The 21,825-nt window shown below is 41.7% G+C and carries 18 protein-coding genes and 2 pseudogenes; 10 read left to right on the top strand and 10 right to left on the bottom strand.

Features of this window, described 5'->3' with window-relative positions:
• Positions 1-131: 131 nt before the first annotated feature.
• Together ACQY3F_RS03330 and ACQY3F_RS03325 are read right to left on the bottom strand one after the other, a co-directional pair.
• Positions 132-1,208, bottom strand: a complete 1,077-nt coding sequence (locus tag ACQY3F_RS03330; protein ID WP_428352924.1) for an IS91 family transposase — start codon at positions 1,206-1,208, stop codon at positions 132-134.
• A pseudogene (locus tag ACQY3F_RS03325) lies at positions 1,205-2,112 on the bottom strand (tyrosine-type recombinase/integrase). The gene ACQY3F_RS03330 and the pseudogene ACQY3F_RS03325 overlap by 4 nt, the downstream one beginning before the upstream one ends.
• Positions 2,113-2,179: 67 nt before the next feature.
• On the opposite strand from ACQY3F_RS03325, the gene ACQY3F_RS03320 reads away from it, so the two are divergent.
• The 7 genes from ACQY3F_RS03320 (at position 2,180) to ACQY3F_RS03290 (ending at position 9,118) form a co-directional block, all read left to right on the top strand.
• The gene (locus ACQY3F_RS03320) at positions 2,180-2,467 is read left to right on the top strand and encodes a Uma2 family endonuclease (RefSeq protein ID WP_428353482.1); all 288 of its coding nucleotides are present in this window, start codon (positions 2,180-2,182) and stop codon (positions 2,465-2,467) included.
• A 12-nt stretch (positions 2,468-2,479) separates the two neighbouring features.
• Positions 2,480-4,051: a nitrate reductase subunit beta gene (narH, locus tag ACQY3F_RS03315; RefSeq protein ID WP_428353481.1), complete on the top strand. Its 1,572-nt coding sequence runs from the start codon at positions 2,480-2,482 to the stop codon at positions 4,049-4,051.
• Positions 4,048-4,575 (top strand): nitrate reductase molybdenum cofactor assembly chaperone, encoded by a 528-nt coding sequence (narJ, locus tag ACQY3F_RS03310; RefSeq protein ID WP_428353479.1) that lies wholly within the window; start codon positions 4,048-4,050, stop codon positions 4,573-4,575. The genes narH and narJ overlap by 4 nt, the downstream gene beginning before the upstream one ends.
• Before the next feature lie 8 nt (positions 4,576-4,583).
• Positions 4,584-5,279, top strand: a complete 696-nt coding sequence (narI, locus tag ACQY3F_RS03305) for a respiratory nitrate reductase subunit gamma (protein WP_428353478.1) — start codon at positions 4,584-4,586, stop codon at positions 5,277-5,279.
• A gap of 294 nt (positions 5,280-5,573) precedes the next feature.
• Positions 5,574-6,095 carry a hemerythrin domain-containing protein gene (locus ACQY3F_RS03300; protein ID WP_428353477.1) on the top strand — a complete coding sequence of 174 codons (522 nt, stop codon included), beginning with the start codon at positions 5,574-5,576 and terminating at the stop codon, positions 6,093-6,095.
• A gap of 236 nt (positions 6,096-6,331) precedes the next feature.
• The gene (nirK, locus tag ACQY3F_RS03295) at positions 6,332-7,414 is read left to right on the top strand and encodes a copper-containing nitrite reductase (RefSeq protein WP_428353476.1); all 1,083 of its coding nucleotides are present in this window, start codon (positions 6,332-6,334) and stop codon (positions 7,412-7,414) included.
• 384 nt (positions 7,415-7,798) lie between these two features.
• Positions 7,799-9,118, top strand: coding sequence for an MFS transporter (locus tag ACQY3F_RS03290; RefSeq protein WP_428353475.1), 1,320 nt, complete (start codon positions 7,799-7,801; stop codon positions 9,116-9,118).
• A 22-nt stretch (positions 9,119-9,140) separates the two neighbouring features.
• Here the strand turns inward: ACQY3F_RS03290 and ACQY3F_RS03285 are convergent, their stop codons facing one another.
• Positions 9,141-10,337 (bottom strand): ISAzo13 family transposase, encoded by a 1,197-nt coding sequence (locus ACQY3F_RS03285; protein ID WP_428352931.1) that lies wholly within the window; start codon positions 10,335-10,337, stop codon positions 9,141-9,143.
• A gap of 475 nt (positions 10,338-10,812) precedes the next feature.
• Here ACQY3F_RS03285 and ACQY3F_RS03280 point away from each other — a divergent pair, with 475 nt between their 5' ends.
• Positions 10,813-11,490, top strand: coding sequence for an alginate export family protein (locus tag ACQY3F_RS03280; RefSeq protein ID WP_428353473.1), 678 nt, complete (start codon positions 10,813-10,815; stop codon positions 11,488-11,490).
• A 92-nt stretch (positions 11,491-11,582) separates the two neighbouring features.
• Positions 11,583-12,944 carry an IS1380 family transposase gene (locus tag ACQY3F_RS03275; RefSeq protein ID WP_428353471.1) on the top strand — a complete coding sequence of 454 codons (1,362 nt, stop codon included), beginning with the start codon at positions 11,583-11,585 and terminating at the stop codon, positions 12,942-12,944.
• Positions 12,945-13,315: 371 nt separating this feature from the next.
• Here the strand turns inward: ACQY3F_RS03275 and ACQY3F_RS03270 are convergent, their stop codons facing one another.
• The 6 genes from ACQY3F_RS03270 to ACQY3F_RS03245 form a co-directional block, all read right to left on the bottom strand.
• Positions 13,316-14,224 (bottom strand): FAD:protein FMN transferase, encoded by a 909-nt coding sequence (locus ACQY3F_RS03270; RefSeq protein ID WP_428353469.1) that lies wholly within the window; start codon positions 14,222-14,224, stop codon positions 13,316-13,318.
• A gap of 283 nt (positions 14,225-14,507) precedes the next feature.
• Positions 14,508-17,255, bottom strand: a complete 2,748-nt coding sequence (locus ACQY3F_RS03265) for a DUF3570 domain-containing protein (protein WP_428353468.1) — start codon at positions 17,253-17,255, stop codon at positions 14,508-14,510.
• Positions 17,242-17,397 carry a DUF4266 domain-containing protein gene (locus ACQY3F_RS03260; protein ID WP_428353467.1) on the bottom strand — a complete coding sequence of 52 codons (156 nt, stop codon included), beginning with the start codon at positions 17,395-17,397 and terminating at the stop codon, positions 17,242-17,244. Before ACQY3F_RS03260 ends, ACQY3F_RS03265 begins: the two co-directional genes overlap by 14 nt.
• Positions 17,398-17,482: 85 nt before the next feature.
• Positions 17,483-17,995, bottom strand: coding sequence for a TlpA family protein disulfide reductase (locus tag ACQY3F_RS03255; protein WP_428353465.1), 513 nt, complete (start codon positions 17,993-17,995; stop codon positions 17,483-17,485).
• A 6-nt stretch (positions 17,996-18,001) separates the two neighbouring features.
• Positions 18,002-18,463, bottom strand: a complete 462-nt coding sequence (locus ACQY3F_RS03250) for a hypothetical protein (protein WP_428353464.1) — start codon at positions 18,461-18,463, stop codon at positions 18,002-18,004.
• A 214-nt stretch (positions 18,464-18,677) separates the two neighbouring features.
• Positions 18,678-19,439 (bottom strand): hypothetical protein, encoded by a 762-nt coding sequence (locus ACQY3F_RS03245; RefSeq protein ID WP_428353462.1) that lies wholly within the window; start codon positions 19,437-19,439, stop codon positions 18,678-18,680.
• Positions 19,440-20,490: 1,051 nt separating this feature from the next.
• Between ACQY3F_RS03245 and ACQY3F_RS03240 the strand changes: the two are divergent.
• Positions 20,491-20,802, top strand: a pseudogene (locus tag ACQY3F_RS03240) (IS3 family transposase); the annotation flags it as partial.
• 365 nt (positions 20,803-21,167) lie between these two features.
• Here ACQY3F_RS03240 and ACQY3F_RS03235 read toward each other — a convergent pair.
• Positions 21,168-21,716, bottom strand: a complete 549-nt coding sequence (locus ACQY3F_RS03235; protein WP_428353461.1) for a uracil-DNA glycosylase — start codon at positions 21,714-21,716, stop codon at positions 21,168-21,170.
• Positions 21,717-21,825: the final 109 nt, after the last annotated feature.

Below are 21,825 nucleotides of genomic sequence, written 5' to 3'. Positions count from 1 at the left end.
AAAGTCCAAGTATCGGAGCAAAATTCTGCCTTAATCTCCGATTTTAGCCCAAGCAACTCCCTCAGCATTTAATCCGCTGATAGCCTGGGTCGAAGTGTTTAAATTTACATAAGCGCTAGTGATTCCAATTGTTAAGTTGGCAAAGGCTGAAACATTATTTCCACCCTGGGTATTTGCCGACGCCCAACAACCATCGCCCCGCCACAACATTTGCAACTGAATGCCGGCCGTACTTTGAGTGCACGCAATATCTTCGTCGGGTCAAACTTTAGCAGGGAGTGAATCAACTTAATAACACCCTTGCTATTCGGATGTAAAAAGCCATAATTGCGCGCACGACGAAAGCCTTTAGGCAAAACATGTTGCAGCACCAGCCACAGAAATTTAGCCCCCGATACCGTTTTGGTTTGATAGCGTTTGGTTTTGCTGTCTTGATAACGGTAGGTTACTTTGCCATTTTGGCAGGATAAGATATCCTGTTCACGAATCACACCACGATACAGGTATCGACCCAGATATATCAATGCTTTATCGCCTGCACCGACAAACTTACAATCGACCACCCATTTTTCCGGAATAGCTGTGGGAAATGGCAACTTTTCTTCGTTCATACGCGCTAGCATCTTTGCACGAAATACTTTTGCTAGTGCTTTATGATGAAACAGGTATTTGCCTTCCTTAGTGCGCCAGAGCTTCTTGATTTTATCCACGATTGCCGCAGGCATAATGACATGAATATGCGGATGATAATTTAATTCGCGTGAGTGTGTATGTAAGACAGCAATCGCCCCGGCATCGCCTTGCAACTGCTTATCATTTTTACTAAAACTCTGTAAAGTCGCCCAGGCACAGTCAAACATCATACTGTAAAGTAACCGCGGATGCTGCCTGGCTAACGACCTTAACTGCGCAGGTAAGGTAAAGGTATTCATAAAATAATCAGCAGGGACTTGTTTTTGTACCTGTCGTTCAATCCATTGTTGACTCTCATGATGTTGACAATGCGGGCAGTTACGCTGGCCACAGGAATGAGGCACAAAGGTTTGATAGTCACAGTCTGCACAGTTAACCTGCATCACAGGACTCAGCTGTGTCCGACAGCTCTTCATGGCATGTAATGCACTGATCTGATTGGAGCGTAAACGAGATTGATACTCGCTTAAAAAGTCAGACTGAAATTGATCAATCACTGCAGCTAGGGTTATCATGAAATCTGCCCCCAGTGAATAGAAAAGTCATTGACTAACTGATTAATGTGCAGCTCTGCATTCTCATCGGTAATATCGGTCAAATGCGTATAGCGAGCCGTGGTTACTAAACTGGTATGGCCCAGAATCTTCTGCAACTCAACTAAATCAACCCCGGCTTCTAACAGGTGAGTGGCGTAACTGTGGCGCAGCGAGTGGCAGGAAATCTTTTTTTTAGTCCCATTTCTTGCGTCACAAGACGGATTGTCTTCTGGATGCCACCGCGATCAAGGGGGGATTCAGCAAGATGTGCACCTTTTAGACCCCGGGCACGGTTGGGAAATACCAGCACTGGATTTTTATGCACAGCCCAAAACTTACGCAACACCTTCAAGGTATTCACAGGCAAAGGCACAAGCCGATCCTTATTGCCTTTGGCATTGCGAATATGTACCCGCATGCGTGTCGCATCAATATCACCTACTTTCAGGCTTAAGCCCTCGCCCAAACGTAAACCTAGACTGTAAATCGTAAAATAAAAAACTCGATAGCTTAGATTACGGGTCGACATAAACAGTTGTTGTGCTTCAACCACAGTGACAATATCGGGTATACGCGTACATCGTGGTGGTTTAATCATTAGCACATCAACCCACGGCTTTTGTAGCACATGTGTATAGAAAAACTTGAGACCATAGAGATCTAGTTTCACGGCACTCCAGGAAAGGCGGCTTAAAAGAGCATGAAAATAATCCACCAGTTGATCTTGCGTTAAGTTATCCAGATGCCCCTGAAAGTGTTCCCCGATACGGCGAATAGCGCGTGAATAAGCGTCAATGGTTTTGGGTTGCAGTCCCTTAAGCTTTAAATGCTTACAGTGCTGGATATAATAATGGTTGAATTTAAGCTCTATCGATGGTGTCATAACAGTGTAACCTCATTATTGTTAGTTGGATGAGCTTACAAGTTACCTGTTATGCATATAACAGGCAATGAGGTTACACTTTAAATTTAAGGGATGCGCTGTTTTTCTCCGCGATAGCGGCTTCGTCCAACAACATTGTGAAGAAGTTTGTGCTACCTCTGCCCCTGAAATTTGTATTGAAATTCTTTCGCCTTCAAATACTATGGTTGAAATGCAAGACAAAATTTTATTGTATTTAGAAGCGGGAGCTGTTGAAGTTTGGCTGGTAGAGCAGCAAGGTATGATCCGTTTTTTTAATAGGGATGGAGAACAAAAAAACAGTCTCTTTACGACAAAAATTACAAAAATTAGTTAAGGTGAAATAACAATGAAAGTAAGAGCAAATTTTTCACTGGTGATGAATCTCGATAAATGTATCGGGTGTCATACCTGTTCAGTAACGTGTAAAAATGTCTGGACCAACCGTAAAGGGATGGAATACGCCTGGTTTAATAATGTTGAATCAAAACCCGGTATCGGCTATCCAAAAAACTGGGAAGACCAGGAAAAGTGGAACGGTGGATGGGAATTAAACGGGGGTAAACTGCAATTAAAATCAGGTAATCGGTTAAATATTTTAAAGAATATTTTCATGAACCCGAATATGCCGACCATTGATGATTATTATGAGCCGTTTACCTATGACTATGCCACGCTACAAAACAGTGAATTAGTTGAAGCAACACCTACGGCGAGACCTCGTTCCCTGGTTGATGGCTTACGCATGGACAAAATTGAGTGGGGGCCAAACTGGGAAGATGATTTAGGCGGTAAGTTCAAACATCGTGGTGCTGACGTTAACTTTAGCAACATGGAAAAGCAGATATACGGAGAGTTTGAACAGACTTTCCTGATGTATTTGCCACGTATGTGTAACCATTGTATTAACCCTTCTTGTGTCGCATCGTGCCCTTCAGGTTCTTTATATAAACGTGAAGAAGACGGTATTGTTCTGGTTGATCAGGACAAGTGTCGTAGCTGGCGTATGTGTATCAGTGCCTGTCCGTACAAGAAAATGTTTTATAACTGGGAGTCCGGTAAAGCAGAAAAATGTACCGGTTGTTACCCTCGTGTAGAGTCTGGCTTGCCAACCGTTTGTTCGGAATCCTGTGTCGGGCGTATCCGTTACAATGGCGTAATGCTTTATGATGCAGATCGTATATCGGAACTTGCTGCTGTCGAAAATGATCAGGATTTATATCAGGCGCAACTGGATATATTCCTCGATCCAAATGATCCAGAAGTGATTAAACAAGCGAAAGAAGATGGTATTCCAGAATCGTGGATGGACGCGGCTCGTAACTCGCCGATTCGTAAATTAATCGTAGACTGGAAAGTCGCTTTCCCTTTACATCCTGAATTCCGTACTCTGCCGATGGTCTGGTATGTGCCGCCACTATCACCGGTACAATCACAAATTGACCAAGGGAATTTATCGACGATGGCCGATGGTGCGATTCCTAGCATTGAAACCTTGCGTTTGCCGATGAAATATCTGGCGAATATGTTTACTGCGGGCGATGAAAAGCCCATAGTTCAGGCTTTAAAACGTATGATTGCCATGCGTAGTTTTTATCGCTCTAAACATGTTGAAGGCAAAACGGATTTAGCTGTACTGGAGGAAGTAGGGTTAAGCGAAGAGCAAGTGAACGAAATGTACCGTTATATGGCGATTGCCAATTACGAGGATCGTTTTGTCATTCCAACCAGTCATGAAGAATTGCGCCAGGAAGATTTTCATAGTTTTCAGGGGCAAAATGGTTTTAGCTTTGGTAACGACGGTTGTAGTATCAGCCCTGAGGCCTCGTTATTTCCGGATAAGCGCACCAAAACTGCTGATAATCTGGAATTTGTGCGGTATCACCCCGCTGCCAAGCGCTCTGATGGGGAGGTAGTATGACTCAGATTTATAAAGTCCTCGCTGTGTTATTGGAATATCCGCGTAAGGAACTGGTAGAGAACTGGGATGAAATGCGTCAACTTGTCTCAGAATTACCCAACCTGGAAGATGAAGATAAAAGCAAACTGACTGACTTTATTGCATGGGCATCTGCTTTACCATTGACAAAGTTTCAAGCTAAATATGTAGATAGCTTTGATATGACGGCTGAAAACTCACTGTATCTGACTTATCATTTATTTGATGAGCAAGACAGAGAAAGAGGACCTGCACTCATTGAATTGACTGAGCTTTATAAGTCAACTGGCTTTGAAATCAGTGATGGTGAATTGCCCGATTATTTACCCCTTATTCTGGAATATGTCTCCACCATGGATGATGCTGAAAGTGCCCATGCGTTTTTAAAGCAAACGGCACAAGCGGCTGACATTATTGCCAGTAATCTTGAAAAGAATGCAAGCCCATACGCACCACTGGTAAGAGTAGTGGAAAGTCATGGCCTTTTAGCAGATATTGCAGCATAGGTATCGATATGAATTTAAGTAATTTATTATTTGGGATTTATCCTTATATCGCACTGACTACCTTTATAGTCGGCAGTGTGATTCGTTTTGATAGAGAACAATACACCTGGAAAGCGGACTCCAGCCAGCTATTTGAAAAAGAACAATTGCAAAAAGGCAGTATTCTGTTTCATGTGGGTGTACTTGCATTGTTTATGGGACATTTTGCTGGCTTAGTGATTCCGCATACCTGGTTTTTAGCCATAGGTGTTTCTGATATGATGCATCAAGTGGTCGCCATTTCAGCCGGAGCTGCGTTTGGTTCCGTGTGTATGATGGGCGGAGTGATTTTATGGAAACGCCGCATGTATCATCCGCGTGTAAGAGCGAATAGCCGTTTTATGGATATTTTTATTCTTGACTGGATTTTAGTGACATTAGCCGTGGGTCTATTAACCATTCCTGTGTCGATTTACCATGCTTTTAATGGTGATGCATCGGTGATGATCGCTTTGGCAGAGTGGGTGCAAAGTATGTTGTCATTTAATTCTCAGGTTGAATATTTATCCGGAGTAGGACTTATTTATAAACTGCATTTATTCCTAGGTATGTCAGTGTTTTTCTTATTTCCCTTTAGCCGCCTGGTACATGTCTGGAGCATGCCTTTAGGCTATATGTTTAGACCTTATCAGATAGTCAGAACTAAATTTGTAAAACAGCGGTAAGTTCTCATCCCCACGCTCCGCGTGGGAATGCTCGGATGGGGAGTAGGCTTTAGCCTACAAAAGTAAGTGCCCAAGCATAATTAATCCAACATTTTATTGGTTTTTTTCTCATTTTCAGCGTTGCATAAAGAGTTGCGTAGCCACACTGCGCCGTATATACGCCTTGAAAATGAAAAAAATCCTGCGTAAAATTTGTTAAATTAATTATGCTTGGGTACTTAGTGTGGATTGTACGGGTAGGCTAAAGCCTACTCCCCGATTGAAGAAACAAGCAAAAGTAAATTAGGATCATAAGTGGAATTTAAATATAAAGAACCTGTTTCAGGCTTTAGTGATGGCCTGGTTGTTTTAAAGTCTTATCATGAAGACTTTTTAGAGCGTGGTGAGCAATTATTGCAACTGGTCGCCAACCTTAAAGCAAAGGGTATGAATGAGGATTATGCTAACCAGTGCATGGAGGTCTATTGTCATTACCAACATGCAACACACTTACATCACCAAGATGAAGAGCTGAGCTTATTCCCACTATTGCTAGGAAGTTCAGCTTTAGTAGACGGTATGATTGAACGCTTAATGATGGATCATGAGGAAATTGAAGAGGCCTGGAAGGTAGTCGCTAAACAGCTAAAGCAACCTGAAAAAATTACAAATTTTGATGCCTTACAGCACTATACAACTGTATTTGAGAAACTATTACGCGAACACTTGACGCGTGAAGATGAAGATTTTTCACCACATGCCCAGGCCATATTGAACGATAAGCAAAGAGCCGAAGCAGGGGAAAAAATGGCAGAGTTACGACATTTAGTAGTATAAGCTAATTCGCTTAAAGGTGTAGGTTGTGGGTGAGGTACGAACCCCAACAATAGAGCAGGCATGCTACTTTTTTCGAGCATGATTATGCATGTGAGACAGGCGGGCTAAAGTCCGCTCTACTACAGGGATGTTGCAATAGATGTATTCTTAACCCTAAATAGTAGAGAATCAGCATGAAAATAAAACGAATAATAAAAAATACATTTAATACGCGAGAGCTGTTAATGCCTGTATTCGTGGCACTACTTTTTGCTTTTCCTGTGCATGCAAATGAGAGTAATAAGCATCACTCATCTAAGCATTCGTCAAAGCAAGTTAATTTTGGACCGGGGGACCATTATCAGCACCGTATGTCGGTTAAGCTGTCAGACTATCAAAAGATTAAAGACATTAGTCATAAAGCATCTGATTTACCTGGGCCCTTACTTAGAAAACGCGTAGAAAAAATTACTATTAAACTGAATGCAACGGAAGTTATTGCAGAGATAGCACCGGGTATTTCTTATCATTACTGGACCTTTAACAATACAGTGCCAGGCCCCTTTTTGCGAGTGCGGGAAGGTGATACGGTTGAGCTGAGTTTACATAATGAAGAAAATAGTAGTCATGCTCACGCGATAGATCTACATGCTGTCACGGGTCCTGGTGGTGGTATGGCGGTGACGCAGGTTGAACCGGGAGAAACAAAAAACCTGTTATTTAAAGCGACGACTCCGGGACTATTTGTCTATCATTGCGCAGCAGGTAACGCAGCAACACATATTGCCAACGGTATGTATGGCTTGATATTAGTCGAACCAACGCAAGGCTTAAGTAAAGTTGATCACGAGTTTTATGTGATGCAAGGCGAGCTGTATACGCATGGCAGAATGGGCAAAAAAGGCTTTCAGGCATTTGACAGCCGGAAAATGATCGATGAACGTCCTGAATACATTATCTTTAATGGTCGCACAGGTGCGCTAGTAGGTGATGGACAATTGCATGCCAAAGTTGGAGATAAGATTCGACTCTTTATTGGTAACGCTGGCGTCGCTAAAATATCCTCGTTTCATATTATTGGCGAAATTTTTGATCGCGTTTATCCAGAAGCCTCCTTAGGCAGCCCATTAAAAAATGTCCAGACAACACTGGTTCCTGCCGGTGGCGCAACGATGGTCGAGTTTCAGGTTGATTATCCGGGTAATTATGTCCTGGTTGATCACGCATTAACACGGATAGATAGAGGTGCCTGGGGCATTTTAAATGTTACAGGTAAAAAGAATGCTGCACTTTATTCCGGCGATACCGATTCACACGCTGAGCAGGGTGATGAACATTAACATTATCGCCCCAAAAATAGATTGTATTGCCTATATTACCTGAATACCTTTGGGTGATATGGGTAGGGATTACTGAAAACCTATAGCAAAAAAACTCCTCGGTATCTCAAAGATGCGTAGGGCGTGGCTTTAGCCCGCCATTCCTGTGATAAGGCGGGCTAAAGCCACGCCCTACAGGTATAAACCCCTTGCTTGGGTCTGATTTCAACTTTAGGGCACCTCAAATATTGGTCTTTTTGCCCGATTTCAGCGTTGAATGATTTTCTGCGATCCTCATGTATTTCATATGCACTGCGGTTCTCGAAAAACATTCGCCTTGAACTCGAACAAAAATCCTAATTATTAGGGGTACGCTATTATTTTTATTATTTAGGAGTTATTTTTATGCATGAACTTGATGGCGTTACCAGTAGCCAGCAAACCAAAAGTCTAGCCGTTAGCACCATAGCTTTTACAGTATGCTTTGCAGTCTGGACGATTTTTTCTATTATCGGAATTAAAATCAAGCAAAATCTGGGTCTGAATGATACCGAGTTTGGCTTACTGGTTGCAACACCTATTTTAACGGGTTCATTAAGCCGTATTTTTCTAGGCATCTGGACAGATCAGTTTGGTGGACGGATCGTCTTTTTTGTATTAATGCTGGCAACCTCAGTATCGGTGTATTTATTATCTATGGTCTCGACTTATCCTATGTATCTGTTAGCTGCATTAGGTGTTGGTTTAGCAGGGGGCTCGTTTGCTGTCGGGATTGCCTACGTCTCGCGCTGGTATGAATCAGATCGCCAGGGAACGGCATTAGGTGTTTTTGGGATGGGCAATGTCGGGGCTGCGGTCACTAACTTTGGCGCTCCTTTTTTGCTAATTGCCTATGGGTGGGAAAATGTTGCCAAAATATATGCCGTGGTGTTATTCGTTATGGCCATTGTGTTCTGGTTGACTACACAAGAAGACCCTTTTACTAAAGCGCGTAAAGAAAGAGGTGAGAAAGTAAGGCCTGCTTTAATGCAGTTAGAGCCTTTAAAGGATTTAAGAGTCTGGCGTTTTGCAACTTATTATTTTTTTGTTTTTGGTGCCTATGTTGCATTAGCTCTTTGGTTGCCGCGTTACTATATGGGGGTTTATGGCCTGGAAATTGCCACTGCAGGTATGTTGGCTGCGTGTTATGCGCTACCCGGTAGTATATTCCGTGCCTTAGGTGGCTGGATGTCAGATAAAATAGGTGCAAGAAGAGTGATGTACCTTACTTTTCTTGGCTGTCTGACAATCCTATTTTTTCTATCCTATCCTTCTACAGAGTACACCATTCATGGCATACAAGGCCCCATTAACTTTAGCCTTGAAATTGGGATAGTGCCCTTTGTTATTTTGACCATTTTTCTGGGTTTCTTTATGTCTCTGGGTAAAGCGGCTGTGTATAAGCATATTCCAGTTTATTACCCTGATCATGTCGGTGCAGTCGGTGGTTTAGTAGGTATGATTGGTGGTTTAGGTGGTTTCATTCTACCGATTTGCTTTGGTTTTATGAATGATGTAATCGGTGTCTGGACCAGCTGTTTTATGCTGCTTTTTGTTATTGTTGGAGTTTCTGTCATCTGGATGCATATTTCTATTGTTTTATCGGATAGAAAACAGCACCCTGAGTTGAAAGCACCTAAGTCCTTACCGGAAATGATGCATGGTATGGATGAACAATATCCTTAGGGAGATGGAAAGAAAGAAATAATCATCCAGAACAACCAGGAGAAATGGTCAAAAACCATTTCTCCAACGATGGCATTCGGTCAACAAACTGATAATACGTCTTCATTGCTTTTTTACCTACCTTTACTCCTGTTTCATATATTTTTTCTGTTAATTTAACAATAGGTGCTTTGCCATTGTAGGTCATACTTTTGGCAAATTTTAAAGTTGTTTCAACTGTATCCATTATGTCGCCACTAATATGATTTTCATAGGCTCCCCATACTCGTTCAATTGGGTTATATTTACTATGATAAGGAGGGTAGTAGGCCAGTTTTATCTTTATGTTGCTTTTTTCAGCAAACTCCACAAGCCTTTTTATAAACTGAGTTCTGGAGCTACTGTTCTCCATACCATTGTCAGCGTTAATTGTCAGAATATCTACTCCATATTTTTCTTGAATTTCTGGCCAAATTTCTTCCAATCGGTCAACGATGAAATCACTGCTGGCATAGCCTGCTGTAAAGAAAAGGAAAAAATCATCATGTTCAGGCAGATAAAAACCAAAAGGAGTTAACTTTTCCTTAACATCTAAATCATGATCCTCTGCTTTTGTTAAAACCCGATTTCGTCCTCCCCGTGAAAAATTTCCTATATTCATTCTTGCTTTGGCATCAATTGATATACGAATCTCTTTTGGGTTGATATCTGCCATTCCATTGACTGAATGAACTTGTTCAAAAATTGCATCCGTTTCCTTGATTTTCTTATGAGGCTTTGTTTTTTGTACCTTTTTTGGATGGTAACTCAGGTCATTTAATTTTGTATTGATAGTTTTTGAGCAAGGTAATGTTTTTTCATCGTAATAATCAATCTCCAGTAAACGTTTTCTAACTTCTTTAGCCGTTAGCCGGGTATATAATCGACAGGAATTAAAAGAGGGATCCGTTTGACACTCCGGTTCAGCAATTTTTTTTATGTCATCAAGTAGATGAGGAAAATGCTCTTCACTTTTATTACGCCCTCTCGCTGAAAAATTATCTTCTATGGGCTGAGTTTCAAGTTCATATTGTCCTTTTCGGATAGTGCCTCTATTCCATCCTAGTTTTTCTTCAGCAATACTTGCACCACCTGAGCCTAGTAGCTCCACCGTTTCAGCCATGAATATACGACGTACCGAGCCTTTTAAACGATGGGCTGTATTTATAATCCAACCTATAATGCTATCTGTTAATATCAACAAGCTTATCTGCCTAGTGTGAGAATAAATTCAGAATTCATTATTATAAATTATTGAGACACAAGCTTACTTCGTTTGGATGATTATTTCTTTCCATCTCCCTTAGTAAACAACGACACATATGAAACTCGCGTAATCCTGGAAAGCGGAAGCGCTGTTAACCTAGCTTTCGAATTTAAATTTGTAAGCAATTGAAACATATGTATAAATAGATATTATGGCACTACTTAGCATATTTTGGCATGATTTTTAATCCTTATTTTCAATTTGTTATGCAGAAAGTCAGGTTTGATCACTATTTTCGAAGGCTGGGTTAAGAGACGGTAGGATTACGCACGAAACTCAACCCAGCCTACACTGAATACTTTCAGAGTTTCTAATGTCTTGCGCCCCTGGTAGCTGTCTAATGCCGTGCACGATTCGTAGCTACATTAGATAAAAAACAATTAAATTTAAACTTAAGAGATCTAAATATATGCTGTCAACAGCAAGGGTACTAACAAAACCGAACGGGTTTGTTAAAACTGCACTATCAACAGCCATTCTGGCATCGATTTTTATCCAGCCAGCTTTTTCTGAGGAGCTATATGTCGACGCTTTCGATACGCAAGTCGATGATGCCTTAAAATTTGAGCAGGAAGATGGCAAATATGGCCAGATAAAATTTGACTTACGTTACCGTTTTGAAATGGTAGATGTTGCGAATAATGGTAGAGAAACGGCCTATGCCAATACCTTACGTTTGCGTTTTGGTTATCTAACGCCTGAGTTTTATGGTTTTCAAGCCTACGGTGAATTTGAAGGTAATGTCGCCATGCAACCCGATTACTTTTCGCCAAAGTCTAGCTGGAAAGGTGATCCAACCCGTGAAGTAGTCGCTGATCCGCAGGCAGCTGAGCTTAACCAGATGTATGTGACATATAAAGGTATCCCTGATACTGAACTCAAAGCTGGTCGACAAGTCATTAATGTTGATGATCAGCGTTTTATAGGTGCGGTAGCCTGGCGTCAAATGGAACAAACTTTTGACGCGGGTCTAATAACCAATAAGTCAATTGAAAACCTGACCATGAAAGTAGGGTATATAGGGCAGGTGCAAAATATCTGGTCAGTAAAAGATACTATCCAGTTTCCCTTTTTAAATATTACCTAAATCCTGCAAGCATTATACATAATAATCCACAAAACTCCTTATTAAACAATGATATAATATCATTTTCCTGATTTCACTATCTCATTGTTTTAATGAAGCCCTCTAAAGTATCAAAATCCTCATCTCACGTAAGAAACCGTACCCGAACGGTAAAAATGACATCTACAGCACATGGATTGACAAGCCAGGCGGGACTGATTCCCGTCGTGAAATATTTAGACAGGATAGGTTTTGAAAAAACCGTAAAACAAAGCGTTCCACATCGGCGGGGTGAAAATGCAGACCATCACTTATCTGATGTGGTTCTATTGACGTTGGTTGGCATGATGGGGGGAGCAACATCAATGGCAAAGGTGACGACCGTATGGGCAGATAGCGTACTGCGCAAAGTAGCTGGCTGGATAAAGATTCCTGTTGAAACCACAATTTTACGGATCTTTAAAGAAGTAAGTGATAGGCAGATAAGCCATTTTGAAACGCTCACGCATACTTTGCGTGGTCAACACTGGCGGCGATTGCTTCGTTCCGGAAAATCGAAAACTGGCATACAATCCGTCCAGTGGGTCGATGTCGATTCAACTGTGGACACCGTTTGTGGTCGACAAGAAGGAAGTGCCAAAGGCTTCAACCCCAAAAAGAAAGGTGCCCGTTCATACCATCCACAACTCGCTTTTCTAGCGGAAACAAAAGAAATTTTACAAGCCTGGTTCCGGACAGGCAATGCCTTTACAAGCAATGGTGTTGTAGAATTTACCAAACAGTTACTTGCACACTTGCCCAATCGGATGCGCATTATTTTTCGCGGTGACAGTGGTTATTTTGTCGGTGATTTGCTTGAATTTCTCGATACCAGAGGGCATGGGTATCTAATAAAGGTTAAACTTAAGAATTTGAACGCATTGCTGGCCAAACAGGCCTGGACAGCCATACAAGGCCGACCCGGTTGGGAGCAGAGCGAGTTTCAATATCGTTGTGGTGGCTGGTCTCGCTCTCGTCAGTTTGTCGCGGTCAGGATAAAGCAACCTAAACAAGTGACAGGACCTCAGTCCGAGCTTTGGGATACGGCAGAATATGACTATTTTTGTTATGTAACAACTGAACCTCTATCGCCTTGGCAAACACATAAGAAGTATGGTGAACGAGCGACGTGCGAAACATGGATTGAAGAAGCAAAATCACAAATGGGTTTAGGTAAAATCAGAACGAATCAATTTCTGGCTAATGCCGCATTATTTCATTGCGCCGTTCTTGCCTACAATACCGTGCGCTGGATGGCTCAATTGAGTGGCAACAAAACGTTGTGCCAATGGGAGCCGGATACACTTCGTACTTATCTGATTCGGGTGGCTGGAAAATTACTCACAGGCAATAATCAGCTGAGAGTCAGAACACCTGCAGATCCGCTCTATCCACAGGAATGGGATGATTGGGTTAAGGTGGGGTTACTCGCTTAACATTAACCGAAGTTAAGTCACTTTGATTAAAAGGTCATGGCACGTTGGCAGGGTGTTTATTGCCTTGGGCTCGGGGGATATCCATACGATACAAAAAATTTCCTCTATTTATGATTTAAATCTGGATATTTTGATCGGTTGGACAAAGAGGGCTGGCAAAGCGGCAGTAAAAACCTAATAACCACTTAGCTAGACAGGTTAATGAGAGTCAAAATATGGGCTTGCAGGATTTAGGTAGCAAGCTATTAACAAGATTTTCAACGAAGTTATCGAACATTTTAAGCGTGCAGATGCCAGTCATGAATTTCTAGAAGTGCTCATATAGTATTGATGGTCCCATGCCCTGCATAGAAATGATGTCCCTGAACATTTCAGCATACCCCACCGGGCATTAGACTCCCGCCATCCTTGCCCAGGACATTCGACCAGAGGTGCGGTAAGGCTAAATCCTGTAAAAATTCAGGCCCCTGTTCTTCCTTAAGCATCGCTATCGTGGAAGCACTACCGGCGACCACACAGAAATCACTAACCACACTGACAGAAGACATATAGCGGACTGGCCAACCCGTCTTAGGGTTCAATACATGGCTATAACGAATGCCATCGACTAGAATGAATCGCTCATAGTCACCGCTACTGGCTAAAGCACCATGCGTCAAAGAGAGCGTTTGCAACATTGCATTAGGTATACGCGGATGGCGAATACCTACTTTCCAGGGGCTACCATCTGCCTGGGGGCCAATAATTTTAATATCTCCACCCAGATTGATAATTCCATGATAAATACCCGCCTCTATACACAAAGATGCAGCTCGATCGACTGCGTATTCTTTCACAATCCCCCCGAAATCAATTTCCAGTCCTGGTATGAAAAAATCCAGCACGGGCGGATTCCAGTCCAGCTGATGCCAGCCAATTTGGCGCAATAATTGATTAATTGTATTTTGAGCAGGTATTTTTCCACTGTCAAAGCGCCAGGCCTGACGTAGTTTTCCAGAGGTGATATCGAATAAGCCATCACTTTGTTGGTAGCAGGTGGCTGCGTAATTTAGTAGTCCTGCTGTTTCAGTATCCACTGTGATTTTTTTGGCCTTGGCAGCATAACGGTTTATTTGTGATAAAAAACTGTCTTCCCGGTACCGAGAGTACAATCCCTCAAGACGGCTGACATCGTTTATCACTAAATTTGCAGTCTCTCGGGCATGGCTCTCACTCTCTGCATATAGCTGGATTTCACAAGGTGTACCCATGGCTTTGAATTGATATTTAAAATATTTCATATCAGCGAGTACCGCAACCATTTTAGAAAGACAACTAGAAAAAACAGATTTTCATAATCAATCATAAGTTTACCTGATTACGTATGACTCTCAGCCATAGTAAAATAAACGTGAATAATCAGCATGTTAACAAACTCGTCATTCCCGAAGTCTTTTATCGGGAATCTATGCTTAACCAACTAGATTCCTGCTAGAAGCATGCAGGAATGACGAATTATAGCTGAGAGTTATGGGTAATCAGGTAAGTTTATCTCTTGTTCAAATATAAATAGGTGCTGCGCAATTAAAAAGCATAGCTCCAGGAAACATTTAACGCACCTTGACGTTCAAGTTGATAGCCATTGACATTATCAGCTATCGGCTGTAACCACTCAAAAGCAAAAGTATTACCCACCAGACTACCCCGGGGAATAGATGCTTTAACACCAAACCCAATATCGCCATAATGTCCGCCATAATTGGCAGGAAAATCCATTGGCCCAGACTGGCCATTAAAGGTATTAAAACTCCCCTTTATCGAAGATTGAGTGCTGTACACGCCGCGAATTGAACCAGAAAGCCAATCAGTCAGGTTATATGCTCCCCACAGGCTACTTTCCAATGAATTGCCCAGGCGATAACCTGATTCATTTTGCGTTTGCATGCGCACAGTTCCCTTGATTTGTGCACCCCAGGCCCAGTCACTATATTCACCTGTATAGGTCAGATTAGGCAGAAAATCCCAGGTGCCACTACCTAATTGCATACCGTAATGGACAATACCGCCATCCTCTCGTGCGACGCGCCTGAATTCCAGATCGACAGCACCCGTTGGCGCACTAACCCCCAAACCAAGGTGGACATGGTGCCCTTGCCCACCATATAATTTAAATAATGAACTGATCACAGTATCTCCTACACCACCTGTTGCATGCCCAGCAATGCCCGTGTGTTCATGCGCACCATCAACCGGAGGCGGCCGCCCATCCAGCTCTCTTATATTCATTTCCTTACTGACAAAAGTAGGCATAAGCATTAAATTTAACCAGTCAGTGGGTGCGTACATAATGTTAATCATATGCATACCCATTTGCATATACGTGGGCACAAATCGACACTGCGTTGCATCACTACAGCCATTAGCGACAACTTCCTGATCACTGGCTTTATCTGATCCATGTAAGACATCCCCTGCCCTACGCCCGTACATATAACGGTAACCGACCATTATATCACCCGCATTAGGTAACATATGGCTATACATTACCCCTGCCGGTGCAGTATGACCACTATGTTGTGTATGATCCGCATGGTCAGCATGGTCGGCATGCATATCATATCCACCGCCTTGACTTAATGCATTGATATCAACGATGATTGAAGCATTGACAGAATAAGAATCAAAGTTTGAATAGTTACCCTCGCCATTGCCCCCCAGTTTTAATGAACCATCATGCAGGTAATATTCGAAGGCTCCTTGCAAGGTAAATCCTTTTGCGAACTGCTTGGAAAGCGTCATGCCAGCACTGATAGTGCCAAAACCTGATAAACGGTAATCGCTGGAAAAATTATCCGGTAATAAATCAGGGTTATAAAAATCTTTTTTATTGCGAACATTGAGTTCACTTTCATCGACAATCTCACCATCGGAATCGACTAGATTAAAATCCTCATCACGAAAATATTCCTCCCCCCCCGGATCGCCGACTTCTACCCAGACTTCTCTGCCTTGATCATCAACCGTATTCTTGATATAGGCTTGTTGCGATGTCAAGTAGGGTTGATAAAAATCAGCCGAACTTTGCGAATAATATCTAACCCGTGGTGCAAATGTCCACCCCCAGCCCACAGGTTGCACCCATTCAGCATCAAAGGTATGGGCATTTATTCCCCAGTCATCATGTGAGTACTGGTAGCCTAGATGTACTGCTGCGTTAATTGGGTCTATATATTGGACAAATTTAGTCGCTAAAGAAACCTGATTACGTATATCAGGTCGCTGTTCCAGGAATGCCCGGACATCTCCAACAATAGGGATATTAGGGTTGGTTGGAATAGTATCCGGATCAATAAATACAATAGCATTGGTTTTATATGGATTTTCCATAAACCCCGAACCATGAACATAGCCTAAATTCAGATCGAGCAAGGCAGACTTATTCAAAATCTGAGTCACGCCAAAATTGGTCGACCAGTCTTGTTTGGTTCCATGTAAAATTTCCGAACCATCACGAAATTCGATTTGATCAATATAGGCCCTTTTAGTGATATAAGGCGCAGCATCATGATCAAGAATGGCCTGGGTTTCACTCCAGTTATAGCCAACCCCAGCTTTAAGAGTAGTCAAGCCTTCATTAATATTCCACAGGCCGCCAACATTTCCGTAGTATGAATGATAGTCAGGTTCTATCGAAAATCCGCCACCTACGTTAAGAGTCATAGTATCCAGTTCATACGCCAGACCGAAGTCAGTTTGATTACGCGTTTCCGGAGAAGCTGAAGAAAGTACATTAACCAGTTGCGTATTTGGACCCAGAATTTCACCGGTGGCAGGATTTCGTCCTAAAGGAGTCAGCTGATGATTCATCAACATCTTACTATTTATAATAGGCGAAGCACCCACAACAGTCACACCATCATCAGTATTTTCCAATACAGGGTTATTACCGCCAGCGACCAGAGGTGAGGTGGTTACCGGCGTTGCGCCAGACCAGGTATCCTGAGTGTAATCGAAAGCAAATTTTATCCGATCTGTCAGACTTATATACGAATTCAGATGAAAGGTGTCAACACTAATAGTCGTTCGAGTATTAGGCACATTAAAAAGCTCACGCTTGCCTTCCTTATAATAACTGTACTGCATACTGACAGTATCTTCTGCCATGGTTTTCGATGGCGACAACAGTAAGCCGGGCAATACAATAGCAGCAGAAGTCAATGCCTGCAAGGCGCTAGACGCTGGACAGGGAGTATGTGCTAAGTTCTGCTTAGAGTTGTTAGCCGCATCGACATTTTGTTCCAGTAAATGCTTTGCTTTATTAATAGCAACCACATCCACCGCCTCCAGAAGAAGCGTTACTTGCTGCACCTGCCTCGCGGCTACCATAATGATGAGCACGATTAGCACTCTGTAATGGATGAGGCTCTAATGCCATATGTGGTTTGGCTAGCGTACCACGTTCCCAGGCTGCCACATGTGTGCAGCTTATAAGCGCAGCACTACAAAAAAGCAATAGAACTTTTAATATTATGTGGGGTGTTTTCATGCGGTGTCCTCCCTCAAATCACAGGCTCAGCAAGGAGTTGCTTTACCATCTTGCGCAAATCTTCCGTTTCACCTGCACGAAACCCTAAGTGAATATGCCGTATGATACCCTTTCGATCTATTAAATAGGACGAAGGCATGGCTACGACGCCAAGATCTTCGGCGCACTGTTTGGTGAGATCACTCGCCAGGGTAAATTTTGCAGGAAATCGCAGCAAAAATTCCTCTGCATCTTCGGGTTCTTCATCAAGATTAATGCCTATTACTTGCAACCCTTCCAGCGCGTATTGTTGCTGCAATTCATTTAAAAAGGGGAAGGATTTTGCACAAGGCGGGCACCAGGAAGCCCAAAAATCGACATACAGTACTTTTCCCGAAAACGAGTTAAGTTCAACGGCTTGCGCACTGTTGCTTAGCTTTGTTAATGGACAGGCGCTCAGCTTTTGACCCACCTCAGCTGCGTACAGCGTTGAACAAGATAGAAGCCCGACAGCACTAAGCAATAATATGTTGGTTCGCCAGTTCATAATTGATTATTGAAATTGTCGTATGGTAATATCAGTTCCAGTATGCACTTGATCTTTTGTCATACAGTGCCAAGTAACTTCAAACTGTATTGAATCTTCGTCGGTTTTATTTACAAACATATTGTAAACACCGGGTCCTGCGTTAAGTTGTACAGCCTCACTAAAATCAGCATCACCAAGAACAGTATCGGTAGTACTTGTTACCTGCCTACCTTTGTGCAATTGCATACTAATTAACCCACCATCTTCTGGCTCCACTCCGCCTCTTATTTCCGCAAATAGCCCAGCTGGCGAGCCATTACCATCATCAAAACAGGTTATGGCCGCAAATGCAGTTGCGTGAGCATTATTGCCCACCGCACCTAAAATAGCACCCGCACTATGAGCAAAACTAATCGAGCTAAAGGCACTGCTTACTAATAGCAGTGCTGTCTTAAGTAATATATTGGGAGTTCTGATTAAATTCATTGAAATAACCTCTTTTATGCTTGTGCTTCCATGTGTTTAAAAGTGATAGACAATATTAATACAAGTCGTAGATCACACATAAGTGCGCTTGTCTCTATCGTATTGCCTGCTCCAGCGAATAACAGTCCGCTCTACTTTTTGGGTCTAAAAACAGCTTTCCCCCCAAACAAGTTGAGGGTTAAACCGTTATTAAACTTCCTTAATATTAAGGACCTTAGTTAGATAATGGCCAGATTTGATTACCATTGATGCTAACAGGCATATCACGATTCAACTGTACGGCTGATGGCGTGACGACAACCTCTACCCCTTCACCACAAGCTTCTGGTAAGGCACTAGTACGATTAATTGTAAGTGATGCAGGTGAATTATAACCATTAAGATCATCAGTACCATCAAACTGTGAACCTACCGCAGGTGTCCAGAGCATGATATCCGCATCATTAAAACCTGCAATATTAGTCAATTTACATATATCTGCAATAGCAACAATCGCCTTAACACTTTTCGCACAAGATGCTTCTGTAAAAACAAATGAACTTGTCCGAAAAGGAACCGCACCTATCAAGCTACCTTGTCGTCCACCAATACCCGCCCAATAGCCTACAACATTACCTAGCGGGTCTTTAATCTGTTTTTCCATTTCGAATACATCTTTATTCTGCACTTTACGTACAGGGCTTCCCCAGTTTTCTATAAAATCACTCAATGGCTGATCACTGGCAACTCCATCAACAGTAATACTGGAATCCACACCATCAGGAAACACGACAACTGTTGCTATAGTAGTCACGTCTACGGCTTGTGTATCTGGGTTACGGCAGCCATGCCCAATGATCTCGTTATTGTAAACCCGAGTACCCTCATCGATAGACGGTATCTGAAGCCGAGTGTGCGCAGTTGCTATTTGGCTTGCCATTAGAATGCCACCCGTGATAACCGAGAGGGTTATATTTTTTGCTATTATTTTTTTCATTTTTAATACCTCAATTAGATTTATTTAGAGCTTTTATAAAAAAACTCACTCTTTATTTGAAGCATATTACATACCAACAACTAATATCGATAAAACACAAGGGCCACCTACGCACCCCTATAAAACCAAATAATAACGCATTTTATTAACATTATCATTTACTTATACCAAGGTAAAATATTGGTATTCAGTAAAATAAATTATTTTAAGATGCATTAAAAATAAGTTATATACAAAATTTAATTGATTTAAAATCAACTTATAACGATTAAATAAGTTATTTGACACATACATTAATTTGTATATAACATAGTTTAATTAAACACCTATGGCGCAACCTAGATTTGTGTTTCTGGATGAAACGCATACCAGGCAAACCAAAAGGTCCTAACACTCACTAGTTGCTCCCCTTGTTGATCAAAAACTACAGCACTTCTATGCTGGCTATCATAACGAATTGTCAGCGCGTAATCCGTGATGCTATCCACAAATTCAGCCGGGCTTTTTTCCAGTTCTATAAAAGGATCAGCCTTTAACCTATAGACATATACGTATACCAGGCAACAAATGTTGCACTTTGTCTATCAGTCGTACAGAAAAAGAAAAACTTACAAATAATTTAAAACTGATGTTATTTTGTTCTTTCTACTCAGCATTTTTGCGGCTAAGGAATAAGGATTTGAAACTAGACCTATAGGACGTGCAAAGGCACGAAGCGCATCCTATAAATTTTAGATTTAATAAAACCCTCACTCCTAAACAGGAGAGATATTAATATCCTGATTACCACGGCTCTCAGACAAAATAGAAAAACATTGAAAAACCGATATGTTCAGAGTTATAAGTTGCTAGACGAGCTTGATTTATACGTCACCCAGATAGGGAGGCAGGAAACCAGCTGACAGGAACGGACTTGGATTGGAACCTTGTAATTACTCTTGGAGAAGGGCTTAATTAAACGCACGATCCCTTATTTTAAAAGCCTGATACAAGAAAGTGATCTAGAAATAAAAGAAGCAAACAAAATTGCCCGGAACAATGCTGATGCACCTATAGCCGTATAATTGTAGGCGCTGAGGTCTATAGTGGAAAAGATGCTGCTGTACTACTAGTGCGCGCCTTATTTAAATGAAAAAAAACAGGCATAGCCAACTTGTTTTACATTCCGATAATGAAGCACGCTTGAAGTCACTCACCTTGCGCAGTAAAATGCATGAATTGAACTTAACCAGTTCCTACAGTCGCCGCGTGTCAGTAATGATAATCCGTATTCTGAAGATCTATTTAGAACGGTAAAATACTGTCCTGGCCAGCCAGTGGTTTTAATGACTTTGAGGAAGCGCGAGAATGGGTGACTAATTTTGGAAAATAGTGCAACGATGAGCATCGGCGCAGCCAAATAAACAACCACCCGATGAAAGACAGGTGGGTTTGAAATTCTGGCGACTAAAAGTCGGGGTACAGGCGAATAGCCGTACATCCACTTTCCCGTATTCCGCATGCTCCATACGGGCTACACAAAGTTTCGGGTATATTTATTGTTAATTCCAAAGGGTAACATTTGGATAAATCTGTTCGCCTGAAAAGCGAAGGTTTTAACCTTTCGAATGGCAAATAAACGACCAACAGGAGTTTCCTATGAATAGGCCACGACGCACAGAAAGCTAAATTATTGCTATCCTAGAACAAAATGGAGCTGGCATTTCCTGTCCGAATGCTTTTGGCTTGTTAAAGAATTTCATTCATACCTTTTATAAACTCTGACTTACCACCAAAAGATGGATGCCTAATATATTTGATTTCTCTTTCTAGAAAAGCACGTTTAGCACAATCTAACCCTGATTTTCCAATGCCTGCAATTATTTCTGGTTTAAATATTGCATTTAGAGCATGTAGAAATTTCACCCCATATTTAATTTCTTCATAAGTGGGAGCACGATTTTTATTTTCATTATCTTCAGGGTGTGGGTGATAAGGAAATGAATTCCAAAATAAAGGAATCTTGTTTTTCGTTGCCAAGTAATTCCATACAATCGTAGCTGTATTTTCTGATTCAATTTTTCCTAGTCTCAATTTATCTTTGATGCCAGATAAAATAGGATGATTCACACTTTCAAAAATCTTACCACTTGTAAATGGAATCCCCGTTATTTTACAGCCCTTATATCCAGGAGCTTCTCCAACTAATAGAATTCTTTTCCCATCAAGTTTTAGCATTGCCTCAAGATACAATTTTAAATTTTCAGCAACTCCAACTTCAAGATAGGGATTCGACACAGTAAGAGTATTGCGCTGTTTCTTTAATTCGGCTATAAATTCTGAAATCGAATGCATATTCTTTTATTTCATATAACACCTAAATCCTGCAAGCATTATACATAATAAT

The organism is Methyloprofundus sp., from assembly GCF_965251085.1.
GTDB lineage: Bacteria > Pseudomonadota > Gammaproteobacteria > Methylococcales > Methylomonadaceae > Methyloprofundus.
This window is presented reverse-complemented; position numbering and strand designations above follow the sequence as displayed.